Raw genomic sequence first — 16742 nt, 5'->3', positions numbered from 1 at the left:
CAGGACGAGAGGCGAGAACCATGCAGTTCGGGATCTTCAGCGTGGGCGACGTGACGCCCGACCCGCACACGGGGCGGGCGCCCGGCGACACCGAGCGGGTGCGCGCGATGCTCACGATCGCCCGGCACGCCGAGGACGCGGGCCTCGACGTCTTCGCCACCGGCGAGCACCACAACCCTCCGTTCGTCCCGTCGTCACCGACGACGATGCTCGGATACCTCGCGGGCGTGACCGAGCGGATCATCCTCTCCACGTCGACCACCCTGATCACCACCAACGACCCGGTGAAGATCGCCGAGGACTACGCGATGCTCCAGGTGATCGCCGACGGCCGGACGGACCTGATGATGGGCCGCGGCAACACCGGGCCCGTCTATCCGTGGTTCGGCCAGGACATCCGTGAGGGACTCAACCTCGCGGTCGAGAACTACGCGCTCCTGCGCCGGCTGTGGACCGAGGACGTCGTCGACTGGGAGGGGAGGTTCCGCACCCCGCTCCAGGGATTCACGTCGACACCACGTCCGCTCGACGGCGTCCCGCCGTTCGTCTGGCACGGGTCGATCCGTACCCCCGAGATCGCGGAGCAGGCGGCCTACTACGGCGACGGGTTCTTCCACAACAACATCTTCTGGCCCATGAGCCACACCCGGCAGATGGTCCAGCTCTACCGACGCCGCTTCGAGCACTACGGCCACGGCCGTGCCGACCAGGCGATCGTCGGCCTCGGGGGCCAGGTCTTCATGCGTGCCAACAGCCAGGACGCGGTCCGCGAGTTCAGGCCGTACTTCGACAACGCGCCCGTCTACGGGCACGGACCGTCGCTCGAGGACTTCAGCACCCAGACGCCGCTGACCGTCGGCAGCCCGCAGCAGGTCATCGACCGGTACGGCGCGATGCGCGACCAGGTCGGGCACTACCAGCGCCAGCTGTTCCTCATGGACCACGCGGGGCTTCCGCTCAAGACCGTCCTCGAGCAGATCGACATCCTCGGCTCCGAGGTCGTCCCGGTGCTGCGCCGGGAGGCCGAGGCCGCACGCCCCGCCGACGTTCCCGCGAACCCGCCGAGCCATGCCGAGCGCGTGGCCGCACACCGCCAGGAGGTCACCGCATGAGCACCCGCTCGATCGTCGCCGTCTCGGCAGGACTGTCCACGCCGTCGTCCACCCGGTTGCTCGCGGAGCGGCTGGGCGCCGCGGCCGTCGACAGCCTCGAGATCGCCGGCGAGACCGCGAACCTCGAGGTCGTCGAGCTCCGGGACCTCGCGCACTCGATCACGGACGCCATGCTGACCGGCTTCGCCGCGGGGGAGCTCGCCGACGTCCTCGACCGCGTGACCGGCGCGGACGGCCTGGTCCTGTCGACGCCGATCTTCGCGAGCTCCTACTCCGGCCTCTTCAAGTCGTTCCTCGACGTCGTCGACCGAGACTCCCTGCAGTCGATGCCGGTCGCCCTCGGCGCCACCGGCGGCACGTCGCGGCACTTGCTGGCCCTCGAGCACTCCGTCCGCCCCGTGCTCACCTACCTGCGGGCCGACGTCGTCACGACCTCGGTCTTCGCGGCCACGGACGACTGGGCGGGCACCGGAGGCGGCCAGGTGGGCGACGACGGCCTGGCCGCACGGATCCGACGGGCCGGGTCGGAGCTCGCCGACCGGGTCGCCGCGCGTCCGGCCCGGCGCACGGTGCAGGACCCCTTCGGCGACGTCCCGTCGTTCGAGACCCTGCTCGGCTCCTAGTCCGCCGGGTCGACCGTCACGAAGTCGATCAGCTCCTCGACACGGCCGAGCAGCGACGGCTCGAGATCGGCGTACGAGCGCACGGTGCCGAGGATCTTCTGCCAGGCCCTCGCGACGTCGGCCTGCGACCCCGCGGGCCAGCCGAGCTCACGCAGGATCCCGTACTTCCACTCGGTCCCGCGCTCGATCACGGGCCACCGTTCCAGGCCCACACGCTCCGGGCGCACCGCCTGCCAGACGTCGACGTAGGGGTGCCCCAGCACGCGGACCGCCCCGCGCGGCACGCCGCGCAGCACCTCGTCCGTGATGCGCTGCTCCTTGCTGTTCGCCACTAGGTGGTCGACCAGGACTCCGACGCGGCGCTCGCGGTCCGGCCGGAAGTCGGCGAGAGCGTCGGCCAGGTTGTCGACGCCGTCCAGCATCTCGACGACGACGCCCTCGACCCGAAGGTCGTCGCCCCAGACCCTCTCGATCAGCTCGGCGTCGTGCTTTCCCTCGACCCAGATCCGGCTGCCCCGGGCCACGCGGGCCCTCGACCCGGCGACCGCGCGCGAGCCGGACGCGGTCCGGCCGGGTGCCACCGGTGCCCGCGAGACGGTGGGGGCGGTCAGGACGACCGGCCTGCCCTCGACCCAGAATCCCGGGCCGAGGGGGAACGTGCGGGTCCGGCCTCGGCGGTCCTCGAGGATCACCACGTGCATGCCGCCGGACTTCTCGACGCGCAGGACGGCGCCGACCCACCCGGTCTCGACGTCCTCGACGACGAGTCCGGGCTCGGCGACCTGCGGGGTCGACGTGGGTCGGGTCCGATGGTGCGAGGAGCCGGACGCGGACGGGCCGGAGGACAGGACGTCGGAGCCGTAGCGGTCGTAGTTCACGGCGGTCACCCTAGGCCGCGTGGCGGGCGACCCGGCGAAGCGACGCGCAGACGGGCGCTGCACGGGTGGATGATGGGGGTGTGAGCACCCCAGCACCTCGGCCCGAGACGTACGAACCCGACCCCGGCCGCTGGTGCACCCTCGCCGTCTGTCTGGCGGTCGGCTTCATCACCCTGCTCGACGTGTCCGTCGTCAACGTCGCCCTGCCCTCGATCGAGCGGTCGCTCGACGCGGGGCCTACCCAGCTGCAGCTCGTCGTCGCGGGCTACACCCTGGCCTTCGGCCTGGTCCTGGTCCCCACCGGCCGGCTGGGCGACGCGGGGTGGCGACGCCACCTTTTCATCGGTGGCCTCGTCGGGTTCCTCCTGACCAGTCTCGCCGCGGGGCTCGCGCCCACCGACGACGCGCTCGCCGTCGCCCGCCTCGCCCAGGGCGTCTTCGCCGGGATGCTCAACCCCCAGGTGGTCGGCCTCATCCAGCAGCAGTTCCGAGGCTTCGAGCGCGGCCGAGCCTTCGGCCTGTTCGGGGCGACCATCGGGGTCTCGACCGCGGTCGGGCCGCTGCTCGGCGGCGTCATCCTCGCCGTCGCCGGGGAGGAGAACGGCTGGCGCTGGGTCTTCGGGATCAACGTCCCCATCATCCTGGTGCTCCTGCCGTTCGCCTGGAAGTACGTCCCGACGTCGGTCCGCAAGGCCGGACCACGCCACCTCGATGCCGTCGGGCTCGGCCTCATCGGGGCGGCGACCGTCTTCGTCATGTACCCGTTCGTCACGACCTCGGGGGTCGACGACGACCCTGCGCGCTGGTGGGGACTGGTCGTCGCCGCGGTGGCGCTCGTGGCCCTCGTCGCCTGGGAGAGGCGATACCAGCGACGGACGGGCGACGCCGTGCTCGACCCCGGGCTGCTGCGGACGCCGTCCTTCCGCAACGGGGCGATCCTCGGTGCGGCGTACTTCTCCGGCTTCACGGGCGTGTTCCTCCTCACCACGCTCTACCTCCAGAACGACCTCGGGTACGACCCCCTGGCGGCGGGCCTCGTCGCGATGCCGTTCGCCGTCTGCTCCGGTGTCAGCGCCTGGCTGTCGGGCAGGCTCGTGCATCGGTGGGGGCGGAGCGTCGTCGTCGCCGGACTCGTCGTCGTCCTCGTCGGCATGGTCTCGACCGACCTCGCGATCCGCGTGATCGGCGACGACCCCGACCTCGCCGGCCCCGTGATGGCTCTCACCCTGGCGATCGCCGGTGCGGGCAGCGGCCTGGTGATCTCGCCGAACCAGACCCTCGCGCTCGCCGACGTCCCCGTCGAACGCGCGGGCGTGGCCGGCAGCATGATCCAGCTCGGGCAGCGGATCGGCTCCTCCCTCGGGATCGCCGCGGTCCTCTCGCTGTACTACGCGGGGTCGGCCGCCGGGCTCGGGGGAGCGGCCGCGACGGGCCGTGCGCTGCTGGTGACGATCACGCTCGTCGCCGTCGCGCTCGTGGTCTCCGTCGTCGACCTGCGGGCGCGTCACGCTGCGGGCGAACAACCAGACACCAACTCTGGCGCGACGCCCGCGTAGGATTGGCACTCGCATGCCCGGAGTGCGAACGGGAGGTGAGGGCTGTGAGCGAAGAACGTCGACTCGAGGTGCTGCGCGCCATCGTCGAGGACTACGTGACCACACGCGAGCCCGTGGGCTCGCGGATGATCTCCGAGCGACGCGGTCTCGGGGTCTCGTCGGCGACGATCCGCAACGACATGGCCGTCCTCGAGGAGGCCGGCTACATCGCCCAGCCCCACACCTCCGCGGGCCGCGTGCCCACCGACAAGGGCTACCGGGTCTTCGTCGACAGGCTCTCGACGATCAAGGCGCTCAGCAGCCCCGAGAAGCGCGCGATCGAGACGTTCCTCGACGACGCGGTCGACCTGGACGACGTCGTCGCGCGGGCCGGCCGCCTGCTCGCCCAGCTGACCGGTCAGGTCGCCGTCGTCCAGTACCCGTCCCTGCGTCGCTCCGGCCTGCGGCACCTCGAGCTTGTCCCGCTCGGTCCGACGCGGCTCCTCGTGGTTCTCATCACGGACACCGGACGCGTCGAGCAGCGCACCCTCGAGCTCCACGCCGTGCCCGACGAGGTCGAGCTGGGGGAGCTGCGCGTTCGCCTCAACGTCGCCGTGGCGGGCCAGCGCCCCGACCAGGTCGACCGCGCCCTCGCCGGCGCGGTGGCGATGATGCGACCCGAGGTCGCCGAGACCGCGGCCAAGGTCTCGAGCCTCGTCGTCGAGACGCTCGCCGAGGAGGCCGAGGAACGCCTCGTCCTCGCCGGGACCGCCAACCTCGCCCAGGCCGGGATGCGGTTCGAGCACGCGCTGCGGCCGGTCCTTGAGGCTCTCGAGGAGCAGGTCGTCCTGCTCAACCTCCTGACCGAGATGTCGGCCGACGGCGAGGAGGGGGTGGCCGTGCGCATCGGCCACGAGACCCGCCTCGCAGGACTTGCCGACGCCTCCGTCGTCACGAGCGGGTACGGGAGCGACGGCGACGCCGTGGCCCTCGTCGGCTCGATCGGTCCCACCCGCATGGACTACCCCGGCACGATCGCGACGGTCCGCGCCGTCGCCCGCTACCTGTCGCGAATTCTCGCTTCCTGACCGTGGCCACCGCCACGCGAACCTGCACGCTCCGACCAGAGAAGGACCTGTGACCGACTACTACGAGACGCTAGGTGTGGCCCGCGACGCGAGCCCCGAGCAGATCAAGAAGGCGTACCGCAAGCTCGCTCGTGAGCTGCACCCGGACGTCGCCGGCCCCGGTGCCGAGGATCGATTCAAGGACGTGTCGCGCGCCTACGAGGTGCTGTCGAACGCCGACAAGCGTCGCCAGTACGACCTGGGCTCGGACCCGTCCGCGCCCGGCGGGGGCGCCGGCGGCAGCTTCGGCTTCCAGGACATCTTCGAGACGTTCTTCGGCGGCGGACAGCCGCAGGGCCCGATCCCTCGTGCACGCCGCGGCCAGGACGCGCTCGTGCGCCTCGACATCGACCTCGCCGAGGCCACGTTCGGTGCCACGCGTGAGCTGCCGATCGACACCGCCGTGGTCTGCGGGACCTGTCAGGGCTCGTGCTGCGCGCCCGGCACCTCGCCGCGCACCTGCGACGTCTGCAACGGGCGCGGTACCGTGCAGCGCGTCGCCCGGTCGTTCGTCGGCCAGGTCATGACGACGCAGCCGTGCGCCGCCTGCCAGGGCTTCGGCACCGTGATCCCCGACCCGTGCGTGGAGTGCTCCGGAGAGGGCCGCGTGCGCAGCCGTCGGACCCTCACGATCAACGTTCCCGCCGGTGTCGACACGGGCACCCGGATTAAGCTCGGCGCCCAGGGCGAGGTCGGTCCCGGCGGCGGCTCGGCCGGCGACCTCTACGTCGAGATCCGCGAGCGCAATCACGAGACGTTCGTGCGCCGTGGCGACGACCTGCACTGCACGCTGAACGTGCCGATGACCGCGGCGGCCCTGGGTGCCTCGCTGAACCTCGACACGCTCGACGGCGAGAAGTCCGTCGACCTTGGGCCCGGGACGCAGCCGGGCGAAACCATCACCCTCAAGGGACTCGGAGTCGGGCACCTGCACGGCAACGGCCGGGGGGACCTGAAGGTCGAGGTGCAGGTCCAGGTGCCGACGGGCCTGGACGACGCGCAGGAGGAGCTGCTCCGCAGCCTCGCCACCGCTCGAGGCGAGGAACGTCCGGAGCCGAAGCTCGTGGCCGCGCACCCCGGTGTCTTCTCGCGCCTGCGCGAGAAGTTCGCCGGTCGCGCCGGCTGATTCCGTGAGCGCACCGGTCTTCGTCGCTCCCGCGGGATCGCTCGACGCGGTCCGCGCGGGGGACGAGTACGTCCTGACCGGCCCCGAGGGCCGGCACGCCGCCGTCGTGCAGCGGCGTGGTGCCGGTGAGCGTCTGGACGTCGTCGACGGCCGGGGGGTTCGACTCGCGACGACGGTCGTCGAGGCGCGCGGCACCGACCTCGCGCTGCAGGTCCAGGCCGTCACGAACGAGACCGAGCCCCCGGTGCGTCTGGTCCTGGTGCAGGCCCTGGCCAAGGGCGACCGCGACGAGATGGCGATCGAGGCGGCGACGGAGGTCGGTGTCGACGCGGTCGTGCCCTGGCAGGCCGAGCGCTCGGTGGTCGTCTGGCGCGGTCAGCGCGCCGAGAAGTCCCGCGGCCGCTGGGTGGCGACCGTGACCGCGGCGACGAAGCAGGCGCGAAGGGCCTTCCTCCCGCCGGTGGAGCAGGTGCTCTCTACGCGCGCCCTGGCCGTGCGGACCGCGGACGTCACGGCCGCCGGGGGAGTCGTCGTGATCCTCCACGAGGAGTCGACGCTGCCGCTGGCCGACGTCCCGCTGCCCGGAGGCGGCGAGCTGCTCGTCGTCGTCGGGCCCGAGGGCGGGATCGGACAGGCGGAGGTCGACCAGCTCAGGGAGGCGGGGGCACGGACCGCGCGGCTCGGGCCCCACGTGCTGCGGACCTCCACGGCCGGCCCGGTGGCGCTCGCGGTGCTCTCGGAACGCCTGGGTCGGTGGCGCGAGTCGTGACCGCGCAGGCTAGCGTGTGAGCATGAGTGACAACCAGGACCCCTGCCTCTTCTGCCAGATCGTCGCCGGCGACCTGCCCGCCGAGATCGTCGGGCAGACCGAGCGGTCGGTGGCGTTCAAGGACATCGCCCCGCAGGCGCCGATGCACCTGCTGGTGGTCCCGCGGGAGCACTTCGGCGACATCGCCCAGCTCGCCGCCGCGGACCCCGCGCTGCTCGCGGACATGATCGAGCTGGCCGACAACCTCGCCGGTGAGAACGCCGACGGGCAGTTCCGGCTCGTCTTCAACTCCGGTCCACGGGCCGGTCAGAGCGTGTTCCACGTGCACGGTCACGTCATCGGCGGTGCCGAGCTCGGCTGGACACCCGCCTGAGCACCGTAGAATCGTCTTTCACCGTCCCGTACTGAAGGAGCGTTCCGGCGCGAGCCGACCCCCCATGTCATCGTCATCAGCGAGCACGCCCCCGGGAGTCGCGACACAGGTGGAGCACCGTGTCGTCGTCCCGTCGCACATCGAGATGGTCGACCTGCTCGGGAGCGAGGACGTCGTTCTCCGCGAGCTCGAGGGCGGTTTCCCCCGGGTCGACCTGCACGTGCGCGGCAACGAGGTCGCGGTGACCGGAGACCCCGGTGACGTCGCGCTCGTCTCGCGCCTGCTCGACGAGCTCGTCGAGGTCATCAAGGGCGGGACCGCCGTCACGCCCGACGTGGTGCGGCGCGCCGTCGCGATGCTGACGGCCCCGACGGCCTCGCGCCCCGCCGAGGTACTGACGCTCGACGTCCTCTCCAACCGTGGCCGGACCATCCGTCCGAAGACGGTCGGGCAGAAGCAGTACGTCGAGGCGATCGACGCGAACACGGTGACGTTCGGCATCGGGCCTGCGGGCACGGGCAAGACCTACCTCGCGATGGCGAAGGCGGTGCAGGCGCTCCAGGCCAAGCAGGTCAGCCGGATCGTGCTGACCCGCCCGGCCGTCGAGGCCGGTGAGCGGCTCGGCTACCTCCCGGGATCGCTGTCGGAGAAGATCGACCCGTACCTGCGGCCGCTGTTCGACGCGCTGCACGAGATGGTCGACCCGGAGTCGATCCCGCGTCTGCTCGAGGCCGGGACGATCGAGGTCGCCCCGCTCGCGTACATGCGCGGACGCACGCTCAACGACGCGTTCGTCATCCTGGACGAGGCGCAGAACACCTCCACCGAGCAGATGAAGATGTTCCTGACCCGGCTCGGCTTCGGCTCCCGGATGGTGATCACCGGTGACGTCACCCAGGTCGACCTGCCCGGTGGCACGACGTCGGGCCTGCGGGTGGTGGAGGACATCCTCACCGGTGTCGACGACGTCGAGTTCTGCCGGCTCCAGTCGGCCGACGTGGTGCGTCACCGGCTCGTCGGGGACATCATCGACGCCTACGCGCGCTGGGACGTCCGGCCCGCAGGTTCGACGCGGACGGAGCGAGCACGATGAGCATCGAGGTCAACAACGAGTCCGGGTACGAGGTCGACGAGGCGGAGTTCGCCGCCCTCGGGCGCTACGTGCTCGACGCCCTGTACGTCCACCCGCAGTCGGAGCTGGCGATCCTGTTCGTCGGCACCGACGTGATGTCGGAGCTGCACGTGCAGTGGATGGACGAGCCGGGCCCCACCGACGTCCTGTCGTTCCCGATGGACGAGCTGCGCCCCGGGGCGGAGGGTGACGACCAGGAGCCGGGCCTGCTCGGCGACGTCGTGCTCTGCCCCGAGGTCGCGGTCGCCCAGGCCGAGGTCGCCGGGCACACCCCCGTCGAGGAGATGCTCCTCCTGACGACGCACGGGATCCTGCACCTGCTCGGCTACGACCACGCCGAGCCCGAGGAGGAGAAGGAGATGTTCGCGCTGCAGCGCAAGCTGCTCCTCACCTTCCTCGCGAGCCGATGACCGCCGCCGTCCTGGTCGTCGTCGCGGTCGTCGCGGGCGCGCTGTCCGGCGCCCTCGAGGCCGCGGCGTCCGCCCTCGTGCGCGTCACGCGGGCGTCTCTCGCCGACGAGGCCGACGAGGCCCGTGACCGCGGTGCCGCAGGCTCCCGCCGGCTCTCGCGGCTGCGCACCCTGCAGAAGCTCGCGGACGACGAGCACCGCTCTCTCGCCGCCGTCCGCTCGGCCCGCACCGTCCTCGAGGTCGGCGCGAGCGCTGCCTTCGTGATCGCGCTCGGTCTGTGGATCGACTCCTGGTGGGTCGTCCTGCTCGTGGCGGTCCTCGTCGGGCTCGCCCTGGCGTTCGTGCTCAGCCGCGTCAGCCCCGAGCAGCTCGGGCGTTCCAACCCCGTGGGCACCCTGCTCGTCGTCGCCCGCCCGCTGGCCGTCGCGGTCGCGATCGCCCGTCCGCTGGTACCCGTCCGCGGGGCCGAGGCCACCGCCCAGGACCGCACGGACGCCGAGGCCCGCGAGGTCGCTGACCGGATGAGCGAGTCCGAGGAGTTCGACGAGGGGGAGCGCGCCATCATCCGCTCGGTGATCGAGCTCGGGCAGACGCTGACGCGCGAGATCATGGTGCCGCGCACGGACATGGTGACCACGCGGGCGTCGACGCCGTTGTCCAAGGTGCTCACGCTGTTCGAGCGGTCGGGCTTCTCACGGGTCCCCGTCACCGGCACGAGCACCGACGACCTGATCGGTGTCGCGTTCTTCAAGGACGTCGTGCGCGCGGTCCAGTCCGACCCGTCCGACGGCGACCAGCCGGTCGGCGAGTTCGTCCGCTCGGCGATGTTCGTGCCGGAGTCCAAGCCGGCCGACGACCTGCTGCGCGAGATGCAGGCCGCGTCCTCGCACATCGCGCTGGTCGTGGACGAGTACGGCGGTGTCGCCGGCCTGGTGACGATCGAGGACGCGCTCGAGGAGCTGGTCGGTGAGCTCACGGACGAGCACGACCGTCCCGAGCCCGAGGTCGAGGACCTCGGGGGCGGAGTCCTGCGCGTGCCTGCCCGCGCGTCGGTGGGCGAGCTCGGAGAGCTCTTCGACCTTCATCTCGACGACGACGACGTCGACACCGTCGGCGGCCTGCTCGCCAAGGCGCTCGGCAAGGTCCCGCTCCCCGGGGCCTCCGCGGAGGTCGAGGGCCTGCACCTCGAGGCCGAGCGGGTCGAGGGCAGACGCAAGACTCTGGCGACCCTCCGGGTGCACCGGACCGACGACGGCGCCGAGGCGACGTCCTACGACACCAAGGAGCACCAGCGGTGACATCCACACCCCCGGCACACCGGTCGGGCTTCGCCTGCCTGGTGGGCCGCCCCAACGCCGGCAAGTCGACCCTGACGAACGCCCTCGTCGGCGACAAGGTCGCCATCACCTCCGGGCGCCCGCAGACGACACGGCACACGATCCGTGGGATCGTCCATCGTCCCGACGCCCAGCTCGTCCTGGTCGACACCCCGGGGCTGCACCGTCCGCGAACCCTTCTCGGTGAGCGTCTCAACACGCTCGTCCGGGACACGCTCACCGAGGTCGACGTCGTGGCGTTCTGCCTGCCCGCCGACCAGAAGATCGGCCCGGGCGACCGCTTCATCGCGGCCCAGCTCGCGGAGACGCTGCGACGCCGGACTCCCGTCGTCGCCCTGGTGACCAAGACGGATCTCGTCGACCGTGCGCGCCTGACGGAGCACCTGCTGGCCGTCGACGCGCTGGGGGACTGGGCCGACATCGTCCCGGTCTCCGCCGTCGGCGACTCGCAGGTGGACACCGTGGCCGACGTGCTCGTCTCGCACCTGCCCGAAGGCCCCGAGCTGTACCCCGAGGGGGAGCTGACCGACGAGCCCGAGTCCGTCATGGTCGCGGAGCTGGTCCGGGAGGCGGCTCTCGAGGGTGTCCGCGACGAGCTTCCGCACTCGCTGGCCGTCGTCGTCGACGAGATCCTGCCGCGCGACGGACGGGACGACCTCCTCGACGTCCGTGTGCACCTCTTCGTCGAGCGACCCAGCCAGAAGGCCATCATCATCGGCCGGGGAGGCTCGCGCCTGCGTGAGGTCGGGACCCAGGCGCGCCGGGGGATCGAGGCGCTCCTGGGGACCAAGATCTACCTCGACCTGCACGTCAAGGTGGCCAAGGACTGGCAGCGGGACCCCAAGCAGCTGGGGCGCCTCGGCTTCTGACGGCGCAGATCGGCGTAGCATGCACGCGTGATCTTTCGGACGGTAGCAACGACTGCGGCGCTGGCGCTCCTGCTGGCGGTCGTCGGCTCCGTGGCAGGTCCGCAGTGGGACCCCGAGCCCATCGACGAGCACGTGCAGCCCGCGACGGCCGACACGACCATCGGCGCGAGCGAGGGCACGACGCCGGTCCGGACGTACGAGGTCGAGGAGACCTCCGTCGTCGTGCAGCTCGACGGGGCAGAGGTCGACGGGGTGATCCGTGAACCCGTGGACGGGCCCGACTCGATGCGTGGGGTGGTCTTCGTGCACGGAGCCGGAACCGGGGACTCCGCGACCGCCTTCGCGGCGACGGCGACCCGGCTCGCGAGCGCCGGGATCGTGACGCTCGTCCCGTCCAAGCGCCTCGACACGTACAGCACGCGCCACCGCGACTACATGGCGATGGCGGACGACTACTCCCGCTCCGTCGACCTGCTCCGGACCTGGCCGGGCGTCGAACCCGACGGCGTGGGCGTCTACGGCGAGTCCGAGGGCGGCTGGATCGCTCCCGTGATGGCGGCCGAGGACCCCGACCTGGCGTTCACCGTGCTGGCGTCGTCACCCGTGGTCAAGCCTCGCGAGCAGGGCGCGTTCGCCGCTGACGCCTATCTGCGCAACACCGGCGTGCCCGAGCAGATCTACCGGGCGATCCCGCGCGCGGTCGGCATGGTCCTGCCCGGCGGCGGGTTCGAGTACGTCGACTTCGACGTCCGGCCGTACCAGCGGCAGATGACGCAGCCCGTGCTGATGGTCTACGGCACGGCCGACGCGTCGATGCCGGTCGAGCAGGGTCCGGTCGAGGTCGCCGACGACCTCGCGGTCGCCGGGAACTCGGACCTCACCGTCCGCTACTACGAGGACGCGGACCACGGGATCCGGGTCGACGGGGAGGTGTCGGGCGAATTCTCCCGCGACCTCGCGGCATGGGTCGGGGGACTCCCGCAGACCGCCGACGCGCCGCCCCACGTCGCCGGCGCGCAGCCCGACCAGCAGTACCTGGCCTCCGCCGTGCCGACCCCCCGGTGGCTGGCGTCGGGGGACCTGCTCCTGGTGCTCGTCGTGCTCGGGTTCGGACTCGTGCTGCTCGGTCCGGCGATCTGGGTGGTCTACCGGATCGCCCGGGGCCGTGCGGCGCGCCCGCAGCTCTCCGCAGGACTGCGGGGCCCGTTGTGGGGCGTCGGTGCCGGAGCCGTCGCGACGTTCGTCGCCCTGATCGTGTACGTCGTCGAGATCGCACGGCTCGCCCTCGACTACGAGCGCAACGCCGTCGTCGTCCAGGGCGGGTGGATCGGTGTCCGCGTCCTCGGGCTCGTCACGCTCGTCGCCGGCGCGATCCTGATCAACAGGATCGCCGCGCTCCGGTCCACGGGTGCGGTCGAGGACCGGGTCGGACGGTCGGTCGAGATCCGCGACGGTGCCCCGATGGCGGCCGGTCCCGTGGGCTACGTGGTCCTCTGGTCGACGCTGGCCGGCAGTGTCCTGCTCCTGGTGCTCGAGGCCTACTGGGGTGTGTACCAGCTGGGGATCTAGCCGGAAGGATGGCACGGTGGCCCGGGTGACGACCCTATCCCGGGCAGGGGATGGACTCGGTTGCCCTTCGCCCGTCGAACCCGGTAGAAACACCTCGGGCCGCTCGGTCCCACCGGCGTCGCGCCGGTGCCGAAAGGAGATCCGCCGTGACTGAACCGTCCACGACTCGTCCCACCACCCCGTTCTCCGACATCCCCGTCGCCGACTACGTCCGTGACGCGGTCGGCGCGCTCCTGCTCCTGATGTCGCTCTCGCTGCCCTGGGACGAGGGGCACCGGGCGGCGGACCACGTCGGGGTCGTGCTCTCGACGTTGCTCGCGCTCGTCGTCCTCGCCGTTCCCTACGCGGCTCGGCTCGGCATCATGCCCGCAGGCTGGACCGTTCGTTCAACCCGCACGACGCGTCTCGTCGCGGCGGTCCCGTACGCGGTCATGGTCGTCCTCGCCGTCGTCGCCGACCTGACCACGGCCGGACCCGGACCAGGCCTCGGCACGGCCGCCGCGCTCGGCATGGCAGGGGTGGCGCTCACCGCACAGCCACGAGCCTGCGAGCTCGGACCCGAGGGGGAGGACCCCGCCGGACCCCGGTGGACCCGCGCGCTCGGGATCGTCGGGATCGTCGGTCTCGCTATCGCCGTCGTCGGGGTGGTCGTCGTCGCCGTCGACGGGCCCGGGGTGTGGGTCCTCCTTGCGGCCGTCGTCGTCGCCGCGTGGCTCGTGCTGCTCCTCGGCTGGCCCGTGCTCGGCTCGGTCCGCGGACAGGAGTCCGCGCGGGTCACGACCGTCGGCGTCGGCGTCGCGGTCGTCGCCGCCGCGGTGCTCGGTTCCGGCTCGAACACGCTTCCTCACCTGACGACGTTCTCCGCGCCGACACCCGTCATCCTGCTCGTGCCCGTCGCCGGGGCGATCGCGGCCAGCGCAGCGGTCATGCGCCGCACCGTCGAGGTCTCGGCGCTGGACCGGTGGGTCGGGACAGCGGTACGCGGTCTGGCCCTGCTCGTCGCCACCGCCGGGGCGGTGGTCCTCTGGGCGGCGTTCGGGCTCGCGTCCGGGGTCACGACGGTCGTCACCGTCGTCACGCTCGTCCTGGGTCTCCTCGTCCTCGCCGGCGCACTCCTCGGTTGGCGCTCGCTGTCCGCGGACGCCGTGCAGGGTCGCCGCTCGGCGCTCGCAGGCGCGGGGCTCGCCGTCCTCGCCGGTACCGTCCTGATGATCGTCGACGTCTCGCCGACCACGACCACGGGGACGGCCGAGTTCATGCTCGCGCTCGGACTGCCGGCGCTCGTGATCGTCGCCCTGACCGTGCCGCGTGAGGTGCGCGATCACTTCCGGGACAACCGTCCGTCGTCGAGCACCGACGCCTACGAGTGGAAGAGCACCCGTGCTGCGTCGGAGGACGGCTTCCCGGACGCGGAGTCGGCGTCCACCCGCCCCGCCGACGAGCCGGTGGTCAGCTCCCCGGAGCCCGTGCGCCGCGCGGGCAACCGGGACCGCGCCGTCCAGGACGAGCCCCGCATCACACCGGTCGAACCGGTGCGCAGCGGGTACGCGGCGCGCCCAGGTCTGGCCGAGCAGCACACCGAGGTGCTCTCGGTGACGAGCGGACGCGAGCCGGAGAAGGCCGCAGGCGGCGGGCGCGAGGCCCACGAGACGCAGGTGATGGCGCCGGCCACCGGATTCTCGGCCGCCGAGGCGGGCGACCCGTCGACGCCGCTGGAGACCCTGGCGCGCATCGCGGCGGAGTCGCCGGACCTGCGGCCCGTGATCGCCGAGAACCCGTCGACCTACCCGGCGCTGCTCGACTGGCTCGACCGCCTGGGTGACCCGGCGGTCGACGCCGCCCTGGCACGGCGTGCCGGACGCTCCTAGCGACCGCGGGCGCCCGGTGGCCGAGAAGCTACCGGGCGCCCGTGGCAGCACGCGCTACAGTGGAATCGTGCACAGCGTTCCGCAGCTCCTCCTTCGGTGCCGCGACGAGGCTCTCTAGCCGGTCTCTCGTCGCGGTGGTTGGTGTGCCGGCTGACACCGTCGAACGCACCGAACCCTGAAGGACCCCATCATGGAACAGCCCCAGACCACCCAGGACGCACGCCCCAACGCCCAGCAGCCGTCCGGCATGCCCGTTCACAAGTACGAGCCCTTCCACCGGCAGATCGACGTCAGTCTCCCGGACCGCACGTGGCCGGACCGCCGGATCGAGACGGCGCCACGGTGGTGCGCGGTCGACCTGCGTGACGGCAACCAGGCGCTGATCGAGCCGATGAACGCCGAGCGGAAGCTGCGGATGTTCGAGCTGCTCGTGGGGATGGGCTACAAGGAGATCGAGGTCGGCTTCCCGTCGGCGTCGCAGACCGACTTCGACTTCGTCCGCAAGCTCATCGACGAGGACCGGATCCCGGACGACGTCGCGATCCAGGTGCTGACGCAGGCGCGCGAGCACCTGATCGCCCGCACCTACGAGGCGATCGACGGCGCGAAGCAGGCGATCGTCCACCTCTACAACTCGACCTCCACACTGCAGCGCGAGGTCGTCTTCCGCACCGACGAGGACGGCATCGTCGCGATCGCCGTCGACGGCGCGCGGCTGTGCAAGAAGTTCGAGGAGACGATCCCGGGCACCGCCGTCTACTACGAGTACTCGCCGGAGTCCTACACGGGCACCGAGCTGGAGTTCGCGGCGCGCATCTGCAACGAGGTCCTCGAGGTCCTCGAGCCGACGCCCGAGCGCAAGGTGATCATCAACCTGCCCGCGACGGTCGAGATGGCGACCCCGAACGTCTACGCCGACTCGATCGAGTGGATGAACCGGAACCTGCGCTACCGCGAGAACGTCGTGCTGTCGCTGCACCCGCACAACGACCGTGGCACCGCCGTCGCGGCCGCGGAGCTCGGCTACCAGGCAGGGGCGGACCGGATCGAGGGCTGCCTGTTCGGCAACGGCGAGCGCACCGGCAACGTCTGCCTCGTCACGCTCGGCATGAACCTGTTCAGCCAGGGCGTCGACCCGCAGATCGACTTCTCGGACATCGACCACGTCCGTCGCACCGTGGAGCACTGCAACCAGCTGGCGGTGCCCGAGCGGCACCCATACGCCGGTGACCTGGTCTTCACCGCGTTCTCGGGCTCGCACCAGGACGCGATCAAGAAGGGGCTCGACTCCATGGCGCTGCGGGCCGAGGCGGCCGGCGCCGGTGTCGACGACATCACCTGGGGCGTGCCCTACCTGCCGATCGACCCGAAGGACGTCGGGCGTTCGTACGAGGCCGTGATCCGCGTCAACTCCCAGTCGGGCAAGGGCGGGATCTCCTACCTGCTGCGCACCGAGCGCCAGCTCGACCTGCCGCGCCGCCTGCAGATCGAGTTCTCGGGTGCCGTGCAGGAGCACACCGACTCCCAGGGGTCGGAGGTCACCGGGGACGACATCTGGCGCATCTTCTCGGACGAGTACCTGCCCGTCGGCGAGGGCTCGGACCTGGAACCGTGGGGTCGGCTCAAGCTGCGCGGGACCCGCACGACGTCGGCCGAGGACGGACCGGACACGCTCGCCGTGGACGTGCTCGACCAGGGCGAGGAGCTGACGCTGGAGGGCACCGGCAACGGGCCTGTCGCGGCGTTCGTCGACGCCATTCGCCAGGTCGGTGTCGAGGTCCGCGTGCTCGACTACGCCGAGCACGCGCTCTCCGAGGGCGGCGACGCGTCGGCCGCGGCCTACGTCGAGTGCCAGGTGGGCGACGACGTCCTCTGGGGCGTGGGCATCGACCCGTCCATCACGACGGCGTCGCTCAAGGCGATCGTCTCCGCGGTGAACCGTGCGGAGCGCACGCAGGCCTGAACCTTCGACGTCGGCGGGTCGCCCGGACACGGGCGGCCCGCCGACGTCGTC

The 16742-nt window shown here is 71.9% G+C and carries 15 protein-coding genes; 14 read left to right on the top strand and 1 reads right to left on the bottom strand.

Features of this window, described 5'->3' with window-relative positions; genetic code table 11:
• Window positions 1-20: 20 nt before the first annotated feature.
• The gene (locus Q343_RS0111295) at window positions 21-1112 is read left to right on the top strand and encodes an LLM class flavin-dependent oxidoreductase (protein ID WP_029253687.1); all 1092 of its coding nucleotides are present in this window, start codon (window positions 21-23) and stop codon (window positions 1110-1112) included.
• Window positions 1109-1735 (top strand): CE1759 family FMN reductase, encoded by a 627-nt coding sequence (locus Q343_RS0111290; protein WP_029253686.1) that lies wholly within the window; start codon window positions 1109-1111, stop codon window positions 1733-1735. The genes Q343_RS0111295 and Q343_RS0111290 overlap by 4 nt, the downstream gene beginning before the upstream one ends.
• Here Q343_RS0111290 and Q343_RS0111285 read toward each other — a convergent pair.
• Window positions 1732-2613, bottom strand: a complete 882-nt coding sequence (locus Q343_RS0111285) for a DUF3097 domain-containing protein (protein WP_029253685.1) — start codon at window positions 2611-2613, stop codon at window positions 1732-1734. The genes Q343_RS0111290 and Q343_RS0111285 overlap by 4 nt on opposite strands.
• An 80-nt stretch (window positions 2614-2693) precedes the next feature.
• On the opposite strand from Q343_RS0111285, the gene Q343_RS0111280 reads away from it, so the two are divergent.
• The 12 genes from Q343_RS0111280 to leuA all read left to right on the top strand — a co-directional run bounded on the left by Q343_RS0111280 (window position 2694) and on the right by leuA (window position 16691).
• Window positions 2694-4169 (top strand): MFS transporter, encoded by a 1476-nt coding sequence (locus tag Q343_RS0111280; RefSeq protein WP_248616821.1) that lies wholly within the window; start codon window positions 2694-2696, stop codon window positions 4167-4169.
• 44 nt (window positions 4170-4213) lie between these two features.
• Window positions 4214-5236 (top strand): heat-inducible transcriptional repressor HrcA, encoded by a 1023-nt coding sequence (gene hrcA / locus Q343_RS0111275; RefSeq protein ID WP_029253683.1) that lies wholly within the window; start codon window positions 4214-4216, stop codon window positions 5234-5236.
• A gap of 49 nt (window positions 5237-5285) precedes the next feature.
• Window positions 5286-6401 (top strand): molecular chaperone DnaJ, encoded by a 1116-nt coding sequence (dnaJ, locus tag Q343_RS0111270; RefSeq protein ID WP_029253682.1) that lies wholly within the window; start codon window positions 5286-5288, stop codon window positions 6399-6401.
• Window positions 6402-6405: 4 nt separating this feature from the next.
• A complete protein-coding gene (locus tag Q343_RS0111265) occupies window positions 6406-7170 on the top strand; it encodes a 16S rRNA (uracil(1498)-N(3))-methyltransferase (protein ID WP_029253681.1) in 765 nt (254 codons plus the stop codon).
• A gap of 22 nt (window positions 7171-7192) precedes the next feature.
• Window positions 7193-7543 carry an HIT domain-containing protein gene (locus Q343_RS0111260; protein WP_029253680.1) on the top strand — a complete coding sequence of 117 codons (351 nt, stop codon included), beginning with the start codon at window positions 7193-7195 and terminating at the stop codon, window positions 7541-7543.
• A 64-nt stretch (window positions 7544-7607) separates the two neighbouring features.
• Window positions 7608-8636, top strand: coding sequence for a PhoH family protein (locus tag Q343_RS0111255; protein WP_052367136.1), 1029 nt, complete (start codon window positions 7608-7610; stop codon window positions 8634-8636).
• A complete protein-coding gene (ybeY, locus tag Q343_RS0111250; RefSeq protein ID WP_029253678.1) occupies window positions 8633-9085 on the top strand; it encodes an rRNA maturation RNase YbeY in 453 nt (150 codons plus the stop codon). The genes Q343_RS0111255 and ybeY overlap by 4 nt, the downstream gene beginning before the upstream one ends.
• The gene (locus tag Q343_RS0111245) at window positions 9082-10383 is read left to right on the top strand and encodes a hemolysin family protein (RefSeq protein WP_043110009.1); all 1302 of its coding nucleotides are present in this window, start codon (window positions 9082-9084) and stop codon (window positions 10381-10383) included. Before ybeY ends, Q343_RS0111245 begins: the two co-directional genes overlap by 4 nt.
• On the top strand, window positions 10380-11291 hold the full coding sequence (gene era / locus Q343_RS0111240; RefSeq protein WP_029253676.1) for a GTPase Era: 912 nt from the start codon (window positions 10380-10382) through the stop codon (window positions 11289-11291). The genes Q343_RS0111245 and era overlap by 4 nt, the downstream gene beginning before the upstream one ends.
• Before the next feature lie 27 nt (window positions 11292-11318).
• A complete protein-coding gene (locus tag Q343_RS0111235) occupies window positions 11319-12860 on the top strand; it encodes an alpha/beta hydrolase family protein (protein ID WP_029253675.1) in 1542 nt (513 codons plus the stop codon).
• Between the two features lie 146 nt (window positions 12861-13006).
• Window positions 13007-14728 (top strand): DUF7937 domain-containing protein, encoded by a 1722-nt coding sequence (locus tag Q343_RS0111230; protein WP_029253674.1) that lies wholly within the window; start codon window positions 13007-13009, stop codon window positions 14726-14728.
• A gap of 190 nt (window positions 14729-14918) precedes the next feature.
• Entirely contained in the window at window positions 14919-16691 is a 1773-nt protein-coding gene (gene leuA / locus Q343_RS0111225) for a 2-isopropylmalate synthase (RefSeq protein WP_052367135.1), read from the top strand.
• The last annotated feature ends 51 nt before the right edge of the window (window positions 16692-16742 follow it).

Source organism: Paraoerskovia marina DSM 21750, assembly GCF_000701465.1.
GTDB classification, from domain to species: Bacteria; Actinomycetota; Actinomycetes; order Actinomycetales; family Cellulomonadaceae; genus Paraoerskovia; species Paraoerskovia marina.
This window is presented reverse-complemented; position numbering and strand designations above follow the sequence as displayed.

Bases quoted from the DNA above. Each gene is read 5' to 3' on its own strand.
- leuA (WP_052367135.1), top strand. From the start codon at position 14,919: ATGGAACAGCCCCAGACCACCCAGGACGCACGCCCCAACGCCCAGCAG.
- Q343_RS0111260 (WP_029253680.1), top strand. From the start codon at position 7,193: ATGAGTGACAACCAGGACCCCTGCCTCTTCTGCCAGATCGTCGCCGGC.
- Q343_RS0111290 (WP_029253686.1), top strand. From the start codon at position 1,109: ATGAGCACCCGCTCGATCGTCGCCGTCTCGGCAGGACTGTCCACGCCG.
- ybeY (WP_029253678.1), top strand. From the start codon at position 8,633: ATGAGCATCGAGGTCAACAACGAGTCCGGGTACGAGGTCGACGAGGCG.
- Q343_RS0111255 (WP_052367136.1), top strand. From the start codon at position 7,608: ATGTCATCGTCATCAGCGAGCACGCCCCCGGGAGTCGCGACACAGGTG.
- Q343_RS0111245 (WP_043110009.1), top strand. From the start codon at position 9,082: ATGACCGCCGCCGTCCTGGTCGTCGTCGCGGTCGTCGCGGGCGCGCTG.
- Q343_RS0111295 (WP_029253687.1), top strand. From the start codon at position 21: ATGCAGTTCGGGATCTTCAGCGTGGGCGACGTGACGCCCGACCCGCAC.